Here is a 15,750-nt window from a genome sequence, read left to right on the forward strand (position 1 = left end):
GCCTCATGGCGTAGATCAGTGGCAGATCGCCCGGCTGCTTACCCGGAGGGCGCGGGTTCGATTCCTGCCTCCATGTCCACGTCAGCCGGACCGGACGGAGTCCTCGTGGCCGACGAGCACCAAGCCTCGCCCGGGTACGCCTTCGGTCAGCTGGAACGCGCCCTGCGCATGGCCGCCGAACACGACGACCCGGCGGCACGAGAGCGGGCCCGGGCCAAGGCGGCCCGCTGGCGCACCGTGCTCGACGGCATGGCCGACGGCCGGTTTGACGGTCAGGTCGCGCACACCGGTGGCCGGCTGCGGGAGCTGGCCGACGACGCCGCGCTGACCCGCTTCCGTCCGGCCGTCGACGGGTTCGCCCACGTGGCCGGCGGCGGCCGGATCGAGCCGGGCGGCACGGTCCGCGGCGGCACCGGGCGACGCCTGCTCGGCTGGGCCGCCGGCCCGCACTGGTACCTCACCGGTGCTCCGGCTCGCGAAGGCTGACGACGCCGACCCGCTACTCCTCCAGGTCGTCGTCGCGCGAGTCGACGGTCATCCTGCCGTACGGCTCGACCGGGTCGACCCCGCGACCGTCGGGCAGCAGCGGCGGTGCGACCGAGTCGCGGTCGGGATCGATCACTCTGAGGACCACCTGGAGTTCGCCGGCCGGAGGCACGGGCGGGGAATCGGCGCCGGACGGCGCCGTGGCCGCGAGCGCCACCGTGGAGCCGGCGATCGCGACCACCGGCACCGCCAGCCGGATGACCAACCGTCGCATCGTCCGCCTCTCCTCCGTCGCGCCGGGCCTCGAGCCTCGTCAGTCCGCGGCGGCGCGGGCCAGGGCGTCGAGGCCGCGGGCGACGTCGGTGTCGGTCGTGGACCAGTTGCTCACCGAGATCCGCAGCACCTCCCGGCCCCGCCACCGTGAGCCGGTCATCCACACCGTGCCGTCGGCCATCAGCCGCCGGCCCACCTCGCGGGTGCGGTCGTCGTCGCCGAAGGCGAGGCAGACCTGGGTGAACACGACGTCGTTGAGAACCTCGGCGCCGGGGACGTCCCGGGCTCCGGCCGCGAAGGCGGCCGCGTGGCGGCACAGCCGGTCGACCAGCGCGGACAGGCCGGACCGGCCGAGTGATCGCAGCGCCGCCCACACCGGCACCGACCGCGCCCGCCGCGACGTCTCGGGCACCCGCTCGTACGGCTCCAGGTACGCCGCGTCGGTGAGCAGGTAGTCGCCGTGATAGCTCATGGCCGACCGCATCGCCGCCGGGTCGCGGACCGCGACGACGCCGCTGTCGTACGGCACGTTCAGGGTCTTGTGCGCATCCGTCGCCCAGGAGTCGGCCGCCGCGGCGCCGTCGAGCAGCCCGCGGGTACGGGGTGAGGTGGCCGCCCAGAGGCCGAACGCGCCGTCGACGTGGACCCAGGCGCCGGCGGCGTGCGCGGCTGGGATCGCCGCGGCGAACGGATCGAAGCCGCCGGAATGGACGTTGCCGGCCTGCAGGCAGACGATCGTCGGCCGGCCACCGTCATCGGCCAGCGCGACCTCCAGCGCCGCGGCGCTCAGCCGCCCCTGGTCGTCGACGTCGACGGGTTCCGGCGCGCCGAGCCCGAGGTAGCGGAGGGCGACGTCGACGGAGTCGTGCCGCTCGGCGCCCACCAGCACCCGGACGGACGGCGCCCCGCTGAGCCCACGCGAGCCGGCGTCCCAGCCGGCCCGGGCCAGGACGGCGTCGCGAGCGGCCGCGAGCCCTGCGAAGTTCGCCATCGTGGCGCCGGTGACGAACCCGACCCCGGCGTTGCCCGGCAGCCCCAGGACGTCCAGCAGCCAGGCCGCCGCGATGTCGTCGACGGCGCTGCCGGCCGGGCTCGCCGCCCGCAGTGCGGCGTTCTGATCCCACGCGCTGACCAGCCAGTCCGCCGCCAGCGCCGCCGGCAGCGTGCCACCGATGACGAATCCGAAGAACCGCCCCGACGGCGTCGCCACCAGTCCCGGTTCCGCGGCGTCGGCCAGCAGCCGCACCACGTCGGCCGGGTCGGCGGGGCCGTCGGGCAGGTCGGCGCCCAGTGCCGCCCGCACGTCGTCGGCGCTCGCCTCGGCGCGCACCACCCGTTCGTCCAGCCGGTCCAGCCAGGCCCGGGCCCGCGTACTGGCGACGTCCAGTGCGGCATCGAAGTCATCGCGTGGAGCACTCATCCCGACCCCCTACCCCCGAGGTGACACTCCAGTGTCCAGCGCGGCGAGGTGGAAGGCCACGGGGCCGGCGGTGAGCACACCGCTGCCGGCCCCGGCCAGCTCGCCGGCCGCCGGCGTCAGCGCGTCCCGGGCCCGTGCCACCAGCCCGTGGTCGCCGACCGCCAGGGCGGCCCGTCCGGTCAGGCACCACGACGCCTCGAACAGCAGGTCGCGCGGGGGTTCGGGCGCTCGCCGCAGCGCCGCGGCAGCGTCGTCGCGGCGGCCGCGGGCCAGCAACAGCAGCGGCCGGGCCCACGGTGCGTACGGGCCCCAGTCGGTGTCGTCGGGGAACTCCAGGGGCCGGCCGTGCCAGACCCGCAGGCAGAGCTGCGCCAGCGGCAGCAGCCCGCGCTCCAGGCCGGGCATGCCGGCGCCCTCGAGGCGGTCCGCCGCGGCACGGTAGGCGGCCTCGGCCTCCTCGGCCGCGTCGGCGCCGCCGACCGCCGCCAGCCGCAGTGCCCGGTACCACCGGGTGAGCACGTCGACGAGCGGCCGGTCGTGCCGCCTGGCCAGGTCGTCGGCAGCGGCGGCGTGCTCGTCCGCGGCGACGAAGTCGCCCAGCGCGGCGTGCGCCTGCATGCGGACCAGCCGGCCGAGGATCTCGAACGTCGACAGACCGTGCGCCGCGGACAGCGCGACCAGTTCGGCGCCGACGCCGTCGCGCTCCGGCGCGAGCCCGGCCCGCTGGAAGGTCTGCAGGAACCTCGCGTTCAGCGCGAAGGCCAGCAACGCGGGGTCGTGGGACCGGCGAGCGATCGACTCCGCCTCGGCGGCGGCCTCCGCAGGATGCGGCGAGCGGGTCCCGCGCGACTCCATGGCGACGGTCGCCAACAGCCGGGCACGGGTCGCGGGCGGGGCGGACGGGGGGAGTGCGCCCAGCGTCCGCTCGGCTGCCGCGACGACGAGGGCCGAGCGGTCCGGATGGTCCGACCGCGTCCAGACGCCGGGCACGTCATAGCTGCCGATGACTCGTGCCGTCAGCTCCGGATCGCCCAACTGCTCGGCCGCCGCGATCGCGGCGACCCGCTGCTCCTGGGCCGCCGCGAGCCCGCGCCCGCCGGTCAGCGCGAGGATCCGCAGCAGCCCGACGGTCGACTCCAGCCGGCCGGGGGCGCCGGTGGCGACCGTCTGGTCGTAGGCAGCGGCGGCGTCCGCCCACACCTGCCCGACGGCGTCCACCGGCAGCTCCTGCCGGAGCAGGTCGGTCTCCAACTGCCGCAGCCGGGGTCCGGGGTCGACGCCGAGCTGGTCGCCGAGCAGGGAACGGGCCCGGCGCAGGACGTCCAACGCGTCGGCCTGCCGTCCGGTGCGGTAGAGCGCGAGCACCAGCAACCGCCACGCGTCCTCCCGCCACGGATGCTCGGCGACGTGCGCGTCCAGGTCCGGGACGGCGTCGGCGGCGCGGCCCAGGGTCAGCAGCGTCTCGGCCCGCCGCTCCACCGCCGTCAGCCGCAGCTCCGTCAGCCGGGACCGCTCCGCGGCCGCCCACCCGGCCGCGGCGAAGTCGGCGTAGGCCGGGCCGCGCCACAGCGCGAGCGCGTCGTCGAGCAGCCGCAGCGCCTCCGCCGGGGCCGCACCGCCGACGGCCTCGACCGCGGCCGCGAACCGCCACGCGTCGACGGCGTCCGTCCCGGCCCGCAGTGCGTAGCCCGGACCGTCGGTGACCAGCAGCCGGGCCGGCTCGCGCGGCGCGCGGTCCGGCTCCAGGGCCCGGCGCAGCGCGGCGACGAATGTGCGGACGGCGACGACGGCGCCGTCCGGCGGCGACTCCCACAGGTCGGCGACGATCCGCTCCACCGGGACGACCCGGCCGCGCGCCGCGATCAGCCGGGCCAGCACCTCGCGGTGCCGCGGCCCCTTGAGGTCGACGCCGGCGCCGGCGCCCGTCCACGCGACGACCGGGCCGAGCACGCCGAAGTGCGTGCTCATCGAACGCTCATCGGCGGGCCGGAACCTGGACATACCTCAGCTTCGCCCAAGGAGAAGTCATGACACCCACCATCCCCGAATTCGAGTACCGGCGCGTCGCGGTCGCCGACGGCGTCACGCTGAACGTCGCCGTCGGCGGCACGGGCAGCCCGGTCGTGCTGCTGCACGGGTTCCCGCAGACACACCTGATGTGGCGGCACGTCGCGGCCGATCTGGCCGCCGACCACACCGTCGTCGTCCCGGACCTGCGCGGCTACGGCGACAGCGGCCAGCCCGCCGCCACCAGCGACGACACCTACTCCAAGCGGACCATGGCCGCCGACGTCGTCGCGCTGGCGCGCCGGCTCGGCCACGAGCGGTTCGCGCTGGCCGGCCACGACCGCGGCGCGCTGGTGGCGGTCCGGGCCGGGCTCGACCACCCGGACCGCGTGACCCACCTCGCGATCCTCGACGTGCTGCCGACGCTGGACATGTGGGACGTGCTGCACGGCGCGTCGGCGGCGGTCGCGTTCCATCTCTACCTGATGGCGCAACCGCCCGGTCTGCCGGAGCGGATGATCGCCGCGTCGGCGGACGAGTTCTTCGGCTACTTCCTCGACCAGTGGGGCGCCGACCCGGACGCGATCCCGGCCGACGTGCGGACGGAGTACCTGCGGGCCTCCGCGGCCGCCGTCTCGTCCATCGTCGCCGACTACCGCGCCTCCGCCGGCATCGACGTCGAGCACGACGCCGCGGACCGGGCGGCCGGCCGGCACCTGACGATGCCGGTCACCGTCGTCCAGCAGGACTGGGGCGCGGCGCTCGGCTACGACGCGGCCGGGCTCTGGCGCGCGTGGGCGCCGGATCTTCGGCACACGACGACGACGGCCGGTCACTTCATGGCCGAGCAGGACCCGGCCGCGATCATCGCCGAACTACGGGCACTGCTGGACCGCTGAGCCGGCGTTGTCGGTGCCGGCGACTACGGTGCGGGCCATGACGAGCGACCTGTGCTGCCCCATCGTCGAACTACGGCAGTACACCGTGCACCCGGAGCGCCGCGACGATCTCGTCACGCTGTTCGACGGCGAGTTCGTCGAATCGCAGGAGTCGCTGGGCATGCGGCTGATCGGTCAGTTCCGCGACCTCGACGCGCCCGGCCGGTTCGTCTGGATCCGCGGCTTCGCCGACATGGCGACCCGGCACGAGGCGCTGACGGCGTTCTACTCCGGGCCGGTCTGGAAGCGATACGGCCAGGCCGCCAACGTCACCATGATCGACGTCGACGACGTCTACCTGCTGCACCCCGCCGACGCCGGGTCGGGTTTCCCGTTCCCCGGCGTCGGCGGCGAGGTCCCGGCCCGGCCGCCCGCGGGGGCGACCCTGACGCCGTCGTCGGTGGTGGGTGTGGTGGTCTATCCGGTCGCCGGCGACCTGCGCGAGTTCGGCCGGTTCTTCGCCGCCGAGGTCGAGCCGACGCTGGGCGTGTCCCCGCTGGCCCGGCTCGAGACCGACCCGTCGCCCAACACCTTCCCGGCGCTGCCGGTGCGCGAGAGCGCCAACGCGTTCGTGTGGGTCGCCCGCTTCGACGACGCCGCCGCGCATGCGACCCACCGGATCGCCTGGGAGCGGCTCCCGCACCTGCACGCCGACCTGCGGCGGCGGCTGTCCGCCACGCCCACCGAGCTGCGGCTGGCGCCCACGGCGCGGTCGCTGCTGCGCTGAACCCTCGTTTGGACCAGTTGCGGCCTGCCTGCACACAAAAGCCCGTGGCCTGCGGCATCGCCGCCGGAAAGGCGCGGCCGACTGGTCTAGTCGAGCTTCGCCGACGCTCTGGTGCGGTCCACCGCAACGGACTATCAAGGTGCGCACCTCACCTCACGTCGAGGAGCTCACGACATGGCGAACGACGTTTTCGGGTCGGCGACCGGCAAGGTCGCACAAGTGCGCGGCCGCCTGCTGGAGCTCATCGACCACGGCACTCCCGCTCGATCACCGCCGAGATCGTCGGCCGGGCCGGCGGGCTGGTGCCGGCGAACGCGCTGTCGATCAAGGACCTCGTCATGTACGGCGGCGCCGACCCGCGGGAGATCCTCGACCCCACCGTCGAGCGCGACCCGGCGCTGGCCCAGCGGATCCTCGACCTCGCCGAGATCCACCCCAGCGACGTCTTCGTCATCACGTCGAACTCCCGCGGCAACGGCTCCGTCGTCGAGCTGGCCCGGCTGACCAAGGCCGGCGGGCACCCCGTCATCGCGATCACGTCGGCCGAGCACAATCAGAACCCCGCGACAGCCCGTCCGCGGCCCGGCCGTTCACTCCAGCGCGCCGATGACGATCTCGGTGGCGGCGGCGATGAGCGCGGGGTCGGACTCGGCCTCCGGGTCGAGCCGGTTGGAGTAGACGGCGATGACGATCGGCGCGGCGCCGGGCGGCTCGATGACGGCGACGTCGTTGCGGCCGCCGTGCGTCGCCGAGCCGGTCTTGTCCGCGACCACCCAGCCGTCCGGCACACCGGCCCGGATGAGCTCGTCGCCGGTGGTGTTGGCGCGCATGGTGTCGTGCAGCAGCGTCCGGTCCTCCTCGGCCAGCAGGTCGCCGAGCAGCAGACCCTGGACGTTCGCCGCCATCGCCCGCGGCGTCGTCGTGTCGCGCGTCTCGCCGGGCACCCAGTCGCTGAGGCCGGGCTCGATGCGGTCGAACGACGTGGTCTCGTCGCCGAAGCCGCGCACCACGGCCTCGAGCCCGTCCGGCCCGCCGAGCTGCTCGAACAGCAGGTTCGCCGCGGTGTTGTCGCTGACCGTGACGGCCGCGTCGATGATCTCCAGCAGCGTCAGCCCGGCACCGGCGGCCGGCTCGGTGACCGGCGAGTACCCGACCAGGTCGGCGGCGTCGATCGGGATCACCTGCTCCAGGTCCGCGGTCTCGGTGGCCTGCAGCATCGCGGCGGCGGACAGCATCTTGTGGGTGGACGCGAACGCGAACCGCTCGTCCGCGCGGTGCTCCACGATCTCGCCGGTCCCGGTGTCGACCGCGTAGACACCGAGCCGGGCGTCGTAGTCGCCCTCCAGCGCGGTCAGGGCGGCCACCGCCGCCGGATCCGTCGTCGGCGGCGTCGTCTCGGCCGGCGCGCTCGTGCTCGCCGTCGTCCCGGCCGGCGCGGTGCCGGCCGGCGTCGAGGGATCGTCGTCCGAGCCGCAGCCGGCGAGGACGACGGCGGTGACGGCGGCAAGGACCGGAAGGCTGGTGAATCGCATGCCGTCAGCCTCGCCGTCCCGGATCATGCGCGCAAAGACGGATCCCGGCGGTTTCATGCGAATCAGGCATAGTACGGTGCCGGTGTGGATCTGGTTGCCGCGTGCGCCGCGTTCGTCGCCGTCAGCGAGCGCGGCAGCTTCACGCAGGGTGCGGCCGCCATCGGCATCCCGCAGCCGGTCGCGAGCCGCCGGGTCGCCGCCCTCGAGGAGCACCTGGGCGGGGTCGTCTTCGACCGCACCACCCGCCGCGCGGCCCTCACCGACTTCGGCCGGGCCATGCTGCCCGCAGCGCGCCGCGTCCTCGACGCCGCCGACGACCTGCGGACCGGCGCCGCCCGTGCCGGTGCCGCGCCGGTCGGTCTCGCGCTGCCGGTCGACCTGCCGCTTCCCGCTCTCGTCGACCTCGTGGCCGACGCCCGCGACGCCGGCGTCGCCCTCGTCGTCGACCACGCCGAGCCCGACCGCCGCCGCGAACTCGTCCGCGACCGCGCGGTCCGAGCCGCCGTCCTGCCGGTGCCGGAGCCGGAGGCGCGGTGGACGGTGCCGCTCGGGCTGGCCACGCTGCATCCGTCCGACGCCCGGCGGGTGTTCCTCGCCGAGTTCAGGCCGCGGCGCGATGCCGGGACGCCCGACCGGCGCATCTGGCTGCGGCCCGAGGACGACGTGCCGCACGTCGGCGACACTCTGGCCCGGCTCGCCGTCGCCGCCGGGCTGCGTCCGTCGCAGCTGCGGGTGTCGTCACTGGCCGGCGCCGTCGCCGAGGTGATCCGCACCGACGACGCCTTGCTGTGTACGCCGCGCGAGGCGGCCGGCACCGGGCTGACCTGGCGACCGCTCGGCGACGCGCCGCTGGTGCGCGGGTACGCCGTCGCCGCCGCGTCGATCCTCGACGCCGACCGCACGACGGCGACACTCGGGCCGCTGCTGGCCCGCTGCCTCGGCGCGGAGCCGTCGTGACGTCGCCGCGCGAGTGGCGCGAGCGCCTCGACGACGCCGGCCTGGCCGGGTCGTTCCTCGTCCGCGACCTCGACGACGGCTCCGAGCTGGCCCTCGACGCCGACGTCGAGCTGCCGATCGCGTCGCTGGTCAAGCTGCCGCTGGCGCTCGCGACGCTGGAGCGCGTCAGACGCGGCGAGCTGGACGGCGCGGAGCCGGTCGAGGTCGCGCCGGGCCGCGTCGACACGCCTGGGCCGACCGGCATCACGCGGTTCCGGCACCCGGCCCGCGTCGCCGTCGACGACCTCGTCTACCTGAGCACGTCACTGAGCGACAGCACCGCCACCGACGCCCTGTTCGACCTCACGCCGCCGACACAGGTGAGCGCCGTGCTGCGGGAGCTGGGCGTCGACGGATTCACGCTGCGGCACCGGATGGACGTGCTCATGGCGACGCCGGCCGAGGCGCTGGACGGCGGGTTGCGGCACGACCTCGCCATCGGCGTCACCGGGCGCGGCGGCGGCAGCCCGATCGCGGAGCTGGACGTCGCACGCGCCAACACCGCGACGGCGCGCGCGCTGGCCGGCCTGCTGACCGCGATCTGGACCGGCGACGCGATCGACCCCGGTGTGACGGCCCGGCTCAGGCAGCTGCTGGCCGCCAACGTGCACCGCAACCGGCTCGCGCCGGAGTTCGTCAGCGACGCCTCGGCTTGGTCGTCCAAGACCGGCACGCTGCTCAACCTGCGTCACGAGGCCGGTGTCGTCGAACACGCCGACGGCGGCCGGTTCGTCGTCGTCGCGCTGACCCGGTCGCGGGTCGCGGCGGCCGCCCAGCCGGCCGCGGAGATCGCGATGGGCCGGATCGCCCGCGGCCTGCACGACGAACTACGCGGGCGCTGAGCGTCGCGGCCTCAGCTCCAGCCGAGGCCGGACCGCGTGGCCCAGTAGGCCTTCGGATCCTCGGCGAGGTCCGGCAGCGCCACGGGAGCGGTCGCGGTGGCCCTGAGGTTGCTCCGCAGCTGGTCGACCGTGGTGGCACCGCTGAGGGCGACGTCGGTGAACGGCTGGTCGAGGACCGCGGCCAGCGCCAGCACGTCGGGCGCGACGCCGGCGGCGCCGGCCGCGGCGCGGAACCCCGTGACGTCGCCCCGGCCGGTGAGCCGCCCGTTCGCCACCGCCTCCTTGACGACGACGAACCAGCCGGCGTCGTGGACCCGGGCCAGCGCCGGACCGGCCGACGGCTCGAGCACGTTCCACGTCGCCTGCACCGCGCGGAACGGCGCCAGGCCGGCCGTCGTCATGGCCAGTGCGCGATCGATGACGGCGCCCTGGTTCGGGCCGCTGGCCGAGAACCCGACGGCGACACCGTCGTCAGCGAGAGCGGTGAGCGCGGCCAGCAGGCCGGCGTCGTCGAGAGCCGGGCTGTCCGAGGTCAGGCTGTGCACCACGTACACGTCGGGCGGCCCGCCCAGCGCGTCGAGGGTCTCCTGCCACTGCCGCTCGAACGTCGCGACGGAGTGGTCCTTGACCTCGTGCACGTCGGCGTCGATGCGCCAGTCGGCGGTGTACGTGTAGCCCCACTTCGAGCCGACCGTCAGCTCGTCGCGGCGCCCGGGATGCGCGGCGAGCCACTCGCCGAGGAACCGCTCCGCCAGCCCGTACGACCGGGCGGCGTCGACGTACCGCACGCCCGCCGCCCACGCCGCGTCGAGGACCGCGTGGGCGCGCTCGCGCAGGTCGTCCACCGTCGCGCCGTCACCGAAGTCGCCGCCGTGACCGAGGGTGATGTACCCGGGCCGGCCCAGTGCCGCCAGCCCGAGCCCGATGCCCCGCACCGCCGGCCGTTCTCCCCGCGTCGTCACCGGGCCAGCGTAACGACGCGGCCTCACCCCGCCCGCAGGGGCAACGCGACCTCGATGCGCGTGCCGCCGCCGCCCGGGCTGCTCACCAGGATCGTGCCGCCGAGCGCCTCGACCCGGTCGTACAGGCCGGTCAGCCCGGTGCCGCCGGTCGGGACGGCGCCGCCGACGCCGTCGTCGACAACGAGCAGGCGCAGCTCACCGTCGTACTCCTCGACGGCCAGCTCCGCATGCGTCGCGTTCGCGTGTTTGACGGTGTTGGTGAGCGCCTCCGCGGCCACGTAGTACGCGGCGACCTCCACCGCGTCGGCGTAGCGATGGTCGAGGCGAAGCGTCAGCTCGACCGCGACCGGTGAGCGGCGGGCCAGGGTGCGCAGCGCCGGGCCCAGTCCGCCCTCGGAGAGGATCGCCGGGTGGATGCCGCGCGACAGCTCGCGCAGCTCGTCCAGCACCGCGGTGACGTCAGCGGCCAGCCGGCCGAGGCCCGCGCTCAGTCCGGACAGCTCGTCCGGCACCTCCGCCTGGACGTTGCGCAGCTCCAGCGCGAGCGAGACCAGCCGCTGCTGCGCGCCGTCGTGCAGGTCGCGTTCGAGCCGGCGGCGGGTGGCGTCGCCCGCGGCGATGACCCGTGCCCGCGACGCCGCCAGCTGCGCCCGGCTCTCGGTGTTGGCGATGGCGGTCGCGACGATCTCGGTGAACGCGACCAGGCGATCCTCGGTGTCGGGCGGCAGCGGCCCGGTCCGTGACGCCACGCCGATGCTGCCCCACAGCCGCGACTCCACCACGATCGGGCTGGCCACCGTCGACGTGACGTCCTCGCCGTCCAGGCTGGGCGGTTGCTCGCCGAGACTGGCGTAGTCCAGCCGGGCGGACCGGCCGGTGCGCTGCACCTGCTCGATCACCGACGGCGTCTCCGGCCGCCAGCGCGCGCCCGGCCCGCGACGCCGTGTGTCGCGCCAGCCGTGCGCCGCGAGATACGTCGCCGTCCGGTCGCTCTCGAACCGCAGCACCGACGTGCAGTCCGCGCCCAGGAGCCCACCCACCTGGTCGGCGACCGACCGGAACACCGGACCCGGATCGGCGCCGCCGCGCGCCGCCAGGGTCGCCACCCGGCGCAGCGCGGCCTGCTCGTCCGCGTTCCGCAGCAACGCCGCGCTGGCCTCGGCATTGGTGACGGCCGTGGCCAGCAGCTCGGTGAAGTGCAGGATCCGCTCCTCCGTCTCCGGCGGGAAGGCCCGCGGATTCCGCGACGACACCACGACCACGCCCCACAACCTGCCCCCGGCCACGACCGGACAGCCGATCGACGAGCGGATGCCCAGCTCACGGGCGAGCGGCCCGCCCGCGCCGTTGGTCGCGTCGGTGCCGGAGACCCGGACCGGCGCCCCCGCGCGCAGCACGTCGCGCGCGACCCGCGTCTCCTCCACGGGCACGCGCCCGCCGATCGGCAGCCGCGCCGGCATCCGGGTCCAGGCGGCCACGCGGATCACCGTCCCGCCGTCCTCGTAGCGTCCCAGCCGGGTGAGGTCGGCCCCGCACAGCTCGCCGACCTCGCGCGTCACCGCCACGAACAACTCCGTCGCCGGCACGCCCTCGGCCGCGAGCGTCGCGACCCGCCGCAGCGCCGACTGTTCCGCGGCCAACTCCTGCGACCGCCGGACGCTGCGCCGCAACCCCGCGGCCAGCCCGGCGACCACCAGCGCCGTCGCCACGAACACGGCGAACGCCACCACCGAGGTGCCCTCGCTCTGCGGCGGCGCGATGAGCAGCACGAACGTGATCACGCTCGCTGCCGAGATCAGCGCCGCCGGACCCGCTCCCCACCAGATCGCCACCGGCACGACGGCCAGCAGGTACAGGATGAGCAGCCCACGCGGCGGGAGGTGCAGGTTCAGGATCGCGACCAGCCCGGTCACCAGGCCGATGAGGCCGGCGCCGATGAGGGCTCCACCCACCCACCGCTGCAGCGGCGGGCCGGTCAACGGTCCTGAGGCCTCACTGCTCTCCGGCCGCCACCACATCTCGCACGGCCCTCGCCGACAGATCGGCTTTCCAGACGAACCCGGCTGCGGGGCTGGCCGACACCAGCTCCGCGACGTCGTCTTCCCTGCGCGTCGAGATGAGGACCACGTGCGGACGGGCGGACGACTCGGCGACGATCCGGTGGACGAGATCGAAGCCGCTCTCGGTGCCGAGCGCGATGTCCACCAGCACGACGTCCGGTCGCAGGGCGCCGATCAGTTCGAGGGCCTGTGTCGTCGTGGTCGCGGTCCCCACCACCTCGAGGCCGCCGCGTTCGAGGCTGGAACGCGCCACGGCCAGGAATCTCTCGTTGTCATCAACGATGACACAACGCCGCACCACAGCACCAGCATTGCACCAGAGCATCAGCCAGGCATTACTGCTAACCGGAAACCCGGCCAGGGCCGAAGGTCCGCACCGACAGGAACTCGCGCATCGCCGCGGCAGCGTCGTGCAGCCGCTGCGACAGCTGCAGCGCCTGTTCGACGTCCAGGTCGTACTCCGCCACCTCGCCGCCGTCCCCGGTCAACCGAACCCGCAGCAGACCGGTGTGGTGTTCGCCGTTCACGGTCGCCGACAGGCGAGGGTCGGCCGTGGGGACGGCGGCAAGTGGGCCGGCATCGAGGGGGGCGCCGGCCAGTGGCGAGCCGGCGCGGGGGGTGCCGGCTGCGGAGTCGTGGCGCCAGGGGTCAGCGTCGGGGGATTCCGGCCTCCGGCCGGGCACCACGACATCATGGGGGTGGTCCGGCCGGGCGTGGGTCGCGACGGCCGTCGCCGGGCCATGGAATGCGTAGACCACTCGGCTCATCGCCGGACCTCCTCGCACACTCGAACGAACGCTTCCAGTGAGCCTCGCTCCGTTCGGCCGTCCGGCACATCGCGGCCAGCAGGAGTTCCGGGCTTCCTGCTAGCCGGTAGACGGGTCACCCGCTGGCGTCGACGACAGGCCGGCCGTCCGGAGCGATGCTCGAAGAACCGGGGGGTGAAAGGAGCCGAATCATGCTGGCCCACCGCGAGGACCTGTCGACCCGCGATCTCGCCTCGATGCTCAACGTGCCGCTCGAGGCCATGCCCTCCGTCGTCGAGGAGGCCGGACGGCTACTGGCCGCGCGTCTCCCCGTCCGGACCGCCGTGGACGTCACCGCTGCTCGAGAAACGTGAGCACCGCCAGCACCCGCCGGTGATCCTCGTCGGTCTCCGGCAGGTCGAGCTTGGTGAGAATGCTGCGCACGTGCTTCTCGACGGTGCCCTCGGTCACCCAGAGCCGCCGGGCCACCCCGGCGTTCGACCGTCCCTCGGCGACCAGCGCCAGCACCTCCCGCTCGCGTTCCGTCAGTACCGCCAGCGGATCGTGCCGCCGGTGCGCGCCGACCAGCTCCTGCACCAACGCCGGGTCGACGACGCTCGCGCCGCGGGCCACCCGCTCCACCGTGTCGACGAACTCCGCCACGTCGGTCACCCTGCTCTTCAGCAGGTAACCGATGCCCTCGCCGCTGGCCAGCAGCTGCATCGCGTGCTCCACCTCGACGTGCGCCGATAACACCAGAATCGCCGTCGCCGGGTGGTCGCGCCGGATCGCGTGCGCCGCCTCCAGCCCTTCCGTCGCATGCTCCGGCGGCATCCGGATGTCGACGATCACGAGGTCGGGCGCCAGGTCGTTGACCAGGTCGATCAGCTCGGGCGCGTCGCCGGCCTGCCCGACGACCGCGAAGCCGGAGCGATCGAGCAGGCTCGCCAACCCTTCCCTCAGGAGAACATCGTCGTCCGCGATGACGACCCGTGTCTCGCTCATCCGGTCACCTCGGCCCCCTCGGGCCCGCACGCGGGCCCTCACCCCCAGTTTGACAGCGAACCGGCGGATCCGGTCGTCCTGCTTTTCGGAGGGCCTGCCTGGTCGCGGGCGCAGACCTGATGCGCTGCGCACCTGGCGCCGCTACGGTCGAGACGACGTGGTAGCGAAGGGGGATCCATCGTGAAGCTCTCGACCCGTAACCAATTGGCCGGAACGGTCGTGTCCGTCACCACCGGCGAGGCCATGGCCGTCGTCAAGATTCGCCTCGACGGTGGCCAGATCCTCACCTCCTCGGTCACCAAGGAGGCCGCCGAGGATCTCGAGCTCGCCGAAGGCAGCGCGGTCACCGCGCTCATCAAGTCGACCGAGGTCGCCCTCGCCGTCGAGTGACACCACGCCCGCGAGTCGCTCTGGACAAGGCGGATCAACACATGCAGGGTGACCCGATGGCCTCTGGCGAAGCGAATGAGACCGCTCGGGTGGTGCTGGGCGACTCCCGTGTCCTCGCCTACTCCGACATCGGCGACCCCGACGGCGTGCCGGTGCTGTCCTGCCTCGGAACTCCGCACTCACGGATCCCGCATCCCGACGACCACGAGGTCGCGCTCGCCCTGGGCGTACGCGTCATCGCGCCGGAACGTCCCGGCTTCGGGCTGTCCGACCCCCTGCCGGGCCGGGCGGTCGTCGACTGGGCCGACGACGCGCGGCAGCTGCTCGACGCCCTGGACCTGCCGGCCGTCGCGGTCCTGGGCTCGTCGGGTGGCGGGCCCTACGCCGTGGCGACCGCCGCCACGCTGCCCGACCGGGTCGCGGGCCTGGCGCTCGTCGCCTCCGGAGTGCCGTCCACCGCTCCCGTGCATGGCGACGTCGTGCCGCTCGACGAAGAAGGGCTCGTGGCCCGAGGCCGGCAGTTCGAGCAGTGGCTGCGCGACGATCCCGACGCGTTCTTCGCCGCGGTCGGCATCACCCGGTCCGACTGGTGGCTGCGGATGCTCGCCGAGGCGTTCCGTCAGGGTCACGCCGCCTACGTCGAGGACCACCTCCTCAACCACAGCGACTGGTCGCCCGCGCTCGGCCGGGTCGCCGCGCCCACCCGCATCTGGCACGGCGAGCTCGACGACAACATCCCGCTGGCAGCGGTCACCTGGATGGCGCAGCGGATACCCGGCGCGACCGTGACGGTGATCCCAGAGGCCGGCCACGACATCGCCGCGCAGTGGCCCGACGTGCTGACCTGGCTGCGCGACGTCCGCCCCACCTGATCACGGGCGGCGCCCCACGATCATCGCGCCGGCCGACCGGACGGCGTGGCCGAGGACCACACGCCGAACCACTGCTCGGCGCCGAACGCCTGGAACCGCTCCGCCTCGGTGAACCCCAGCCTCCCCGCCAGCCGCGTCGAGCGGTCGTTGGCGGTTGGGTACAGAGCGCCGGGCAGCGCCCCGGCGCACCAGTCGAGTGCCGCCGTGCACGCTTCGGTGGCGTACCCGCGACCCCAGACCTCCGGCAGGAGCAGGTAGCTGAGCTCGACTTTCCCGTCGACCTGGCGGGGGCGGCCCTCCACGTAGCGCCGTTCGATCGTGACGATCCCGCGCCCTCGGGCTCGCGGAGCACGAGCCGCTCGGTCCGGATCGGGGCAGGCGGCCAGGCGAAGGGTACGAGCTCGCTCGTGCCGGTCAACCCCATCAGCAGGCTCGACGGCGGTCAACGGGCCCGCACCGATCAACCCACCGACCCGACGTCGGGCCGCCGAGAC

16 protein-coding genes, 1 tRNA gene and 3 pseudogenes are annotated in these 15,750 nt (G+C 74.6%); 10 read left to right on the forward strand and 10 right to left on the reverse strand.

The features are described 5' to 3' along the window. The first annotated feature begins 4 nt into the window (after positions 1-4). Positions 5-79, forward strand: a tRNA-Ser gene (locus DZA62_RS12075). Between the two features lie 26 nt (positions 80-105). Next, entirely contained in the window at positions 106-486 is a 381-nt protein-coding gene (locus DZA62_RS36320) for a hypothetical protein (protein WP_198663674.1), read from the forward strand. A 13-nt stretch (positions 487-499) separates the two neighbouring features. On the opposite strand, the gene DZA62_RS12085 is transcribed toward DZA62_RS36320, so the two are convergent. Genes DZA62_RS12085 through DZA62_RS12095 form a run of 3 tightly spaced genes read right to left on the reverse strand, consistent with a single transcriptional unit; the run spans position 500 to position 4,147 of the window. After that, positions 500-760, reverse strand: a complete 261-nt coding sequence (locus DZA62_RS12085; RefSeq protein ID WP_157987611.1) for a hypothetical protein — start codon at positions 758-760, stop codon at positions 500-502. A 39-nt stretch (positions 761-799) separates the two neighbouring features. Continuing rightward, positions 800-2,179 (reverse strand): pyridoxal phosphate-dependent decarboxylase family protein, encoded by a 1,380-nt coding sequence (locus DZA62_RS12090; protein ID WP_116949164.1) that lies wholly within the window; start codon positions 2,177-2,179, stop codon positions 800-802. Positions 2,180-2,188: 9 nt separating this feature from the next. Further along, on the reverse strand, positions 2,189-4,147 hold the full coding sequence (locus DZA62_RS12095; RefSeq protein ID WP_116949165.1) for an AfsR/SARP family transcriptional regulator: 1,959 nt from the start codon (positions 4,145-4,147) through the stop codon (positions 2,189-2,191). Between the two features lie 59 nt (positions 4,148-4,206). On the opposite strand from DZA62_RS12095, the gene DZA62_RS12100 reads away from it, so the two are divergent. From DZA62_RS12100 to DZA62_RS37555, 3 genes and pseudogenes are all read left to right on the forward strand, one after another. Next, complete coding sequence (locus tag DZA62_RS12100) at positions 4,207-5,085, forward strand: alpha/beta fold hydrolase (protein ID WP_116949166.1); 879 nt, start codon at positions 4,207-4,209, stop codon at positions 5,083-5,085. Positions 5,086-5,122: 37 nt separating this feature from the next. Next, positions 5,123-5,851: an NIPSNAP family protein gene (locus DZA62_RS12105; protein ID WP_116949167.1), complete on the forward strand. Its 729-nt coding sequence runs from the start codon at positions 5,123-5,125 to the stop codon at positions 5,849-5,851. A gap of 302 nt (positions 5,852-6,153) precedes the next feature. Then, positions 6,154-6,333 (forward strand): annotated as a pseudogene (locus tag DZA62_RS37555) (SIS domain-containing protein); the annotation flags it as partial. A gap of 108 nt (positions 6,334-6,441) precedes the next feature. Here DZA62_RS37555 and bla read toward each other — a convergent pair. Continuing rightward, positions 6,442-7,383, reverse strand: a complete 942-nt coding sequence (gene bla, locus DZA62_RS12115) for a class A beta-lactamase (protein WP_116949484.1) — start codon at positions 7,381-7,383, stop codon at positions 6,442-6,444. 84 nt (positions 7,384-7,467) lie between these two features. Between bla and DZA62_RS12120 the strand changes: the two genes are divergently transcribed. Together DZA62_RS12120 and DZA62_RS12125 are read left to right on the forward strand one after the other, a co-directional pair. After that, positions 7,468-8,340, forward strand: coding sequence for a LysR family transcriptional regulator (locus tag DZA62_RS12120; RefSeq protein WP_116949168.1), 873 nt, complete (start codon positions 7,468-7,470; stop codon positions 8,338-8,340). Continuing rightward, complete coding sequence (locus DZA62_RS12125; protein WP_116949169.1) at positions 8,337-9,221, forward strand: serine hydrolase; 885 nt, start codon at positions 8,337-8,339, stop codon at positions 9,219-9,221. The genes DZA62_RS12120 and DZA62_RS12125 overlap by 4 nt, the downstream gene beginning before the upstream one ends. 11 nt (positions 9,222-9,232) lie before the next feature. Here DZA62_RS12125 and DZA62_RS12130 read toward each other — a convergent pair whose 3' ends face one another. From DZA62_RS12130 to DZA62_RS35665, 4 genes are read right to left on the reverse strand one after another with little or no spacing between them, the layout of a single operon-like run. Continuing rightward, positions 9,233-10,183, reverse strand: a complete 951-nt coding sequence (locus DZA62_RS12130; protein ID WP_198663676.1) for an aldo/keto reductase — start codon at positions 10,181-10,183, stop codon at positions 9,233-9,235. 23 nt (positions 10,184-10,206) lie between these two features. Next, complete coding sequence (locus DZA62_RS12135) at positions 10,207-12,162, reverse strand: sensor histidine kinase (RefSeq protein ID WP_198663677.1); 1,956 nt, start codon at positions 12,160-12,162, stop codon at positions 10,207-10,209. A 13-nt stretch (positions 12,163-12,175) separates the two neighbouring features. Then, positions 12,176-12,568 carry a response regulator gene (locus tag DZA62_RS12140; RefSeq protein WP_116949172.1) on the reverse strand — a complete coding sequence of 131 codons (393 nt, stop codon included), beginning with the start codon at positions 12,566-12,568 and terminating at the stop codon, positions 12,176-12,178. Positions 12,569-12,584: 16 nt separating this feature from the next. Then, positions 12,585-13,010, reverse strand: a complete 426-nt coding sequence (locus DZA62_RS35665) for a hypothetical protein (RefSeq protein ID WP_157987612.1) — start codon at positions 13,008-13,010, stop codon at positions 12,585-12,587. A 191-nt stretch (positions 13,011-13,201) separates the two neighbouring features. On the opposite strand from DZA62_RS35665, the gene DZA62_RS12150 reads away from it, so the two are divergent. Then, entirely contained in the window at positions 13,202-13,363 is a 162-nt protein-coding gene (locus tag DZA62_RS12150; protein ID WP_157987613.1) for a hypothetical protein, read from the forward strand. On the opposite strand, the gene DZA62_RS12155 is transcribed toward DZA62_RS12150, so the two are convergent. Then, the gene (locus tag DZA62_RS12155; RefSeq protein ID WP_116949175.1) at positions 13,341-13,994 is read right to left on the reverse strand and encodes a response regulator transcription factor; all 654 of its coding nucleotides are present in this window, start codon (positions 13,992-13,994) and stop codon (positions 13,341-13,343) included. The genes DZA62_RS12150 and DZA62_RS12155 overlap by 23 nt on opposite strands. Before the next feature lie 180 nt (positions 13,995-14,174). On the opposite strand from DZA62_RS12155, the pseudogene DZA62_RS12160 reads away from it, so the two are divergent. Together DZA62_RS12160 and DZA62_RS12165 are read left to right on the forward strand one after the other, a co-directional pair. Then, positions 14,175-14,375, forward strand: a pseudogene (locus DZA62_RS12160) (TOBE domain-containing protein); the annotation flags it as partial. Positions 14,376-14,440: 65 nt separating this feature from the next. Next, positions 14,441-15,256 carry an alpha/beta fold hydrolase gene (locus DZA62_RS12165; protein ID WP_157987614.1) on the forward strand — a complete coding sequence of 272 codons (816 nt, stop codon included), beginning with the start codon at positions 14,441-14,443 and terminating at the stop codon, positions 15,254-15,256. A gap of 20 nt (positions 15,257-15,276) precedes the next feature. On the opposite strand, the pseudogene DZA62_RS12170 reads toward DZA62_RS12165, so the two are convergent. After that, positions 15,277-15,680 (reverse strand): annotated as a pseudogene (locus DZA62_RS12170) (GNAT family N-acetyltransferase). Between the last annotated feature and the right edge of the window lie 70 nt (positions 15,681-15,750).

Source organism: Jiangella endophytica (assembly GCF_003427025.1).
Classification (GTDB): Bacteria; Actinomycetota; Actinomycetes; order Jiangellales; family Jiangellaceae; genus Jiangella; species Jiangella endophytica.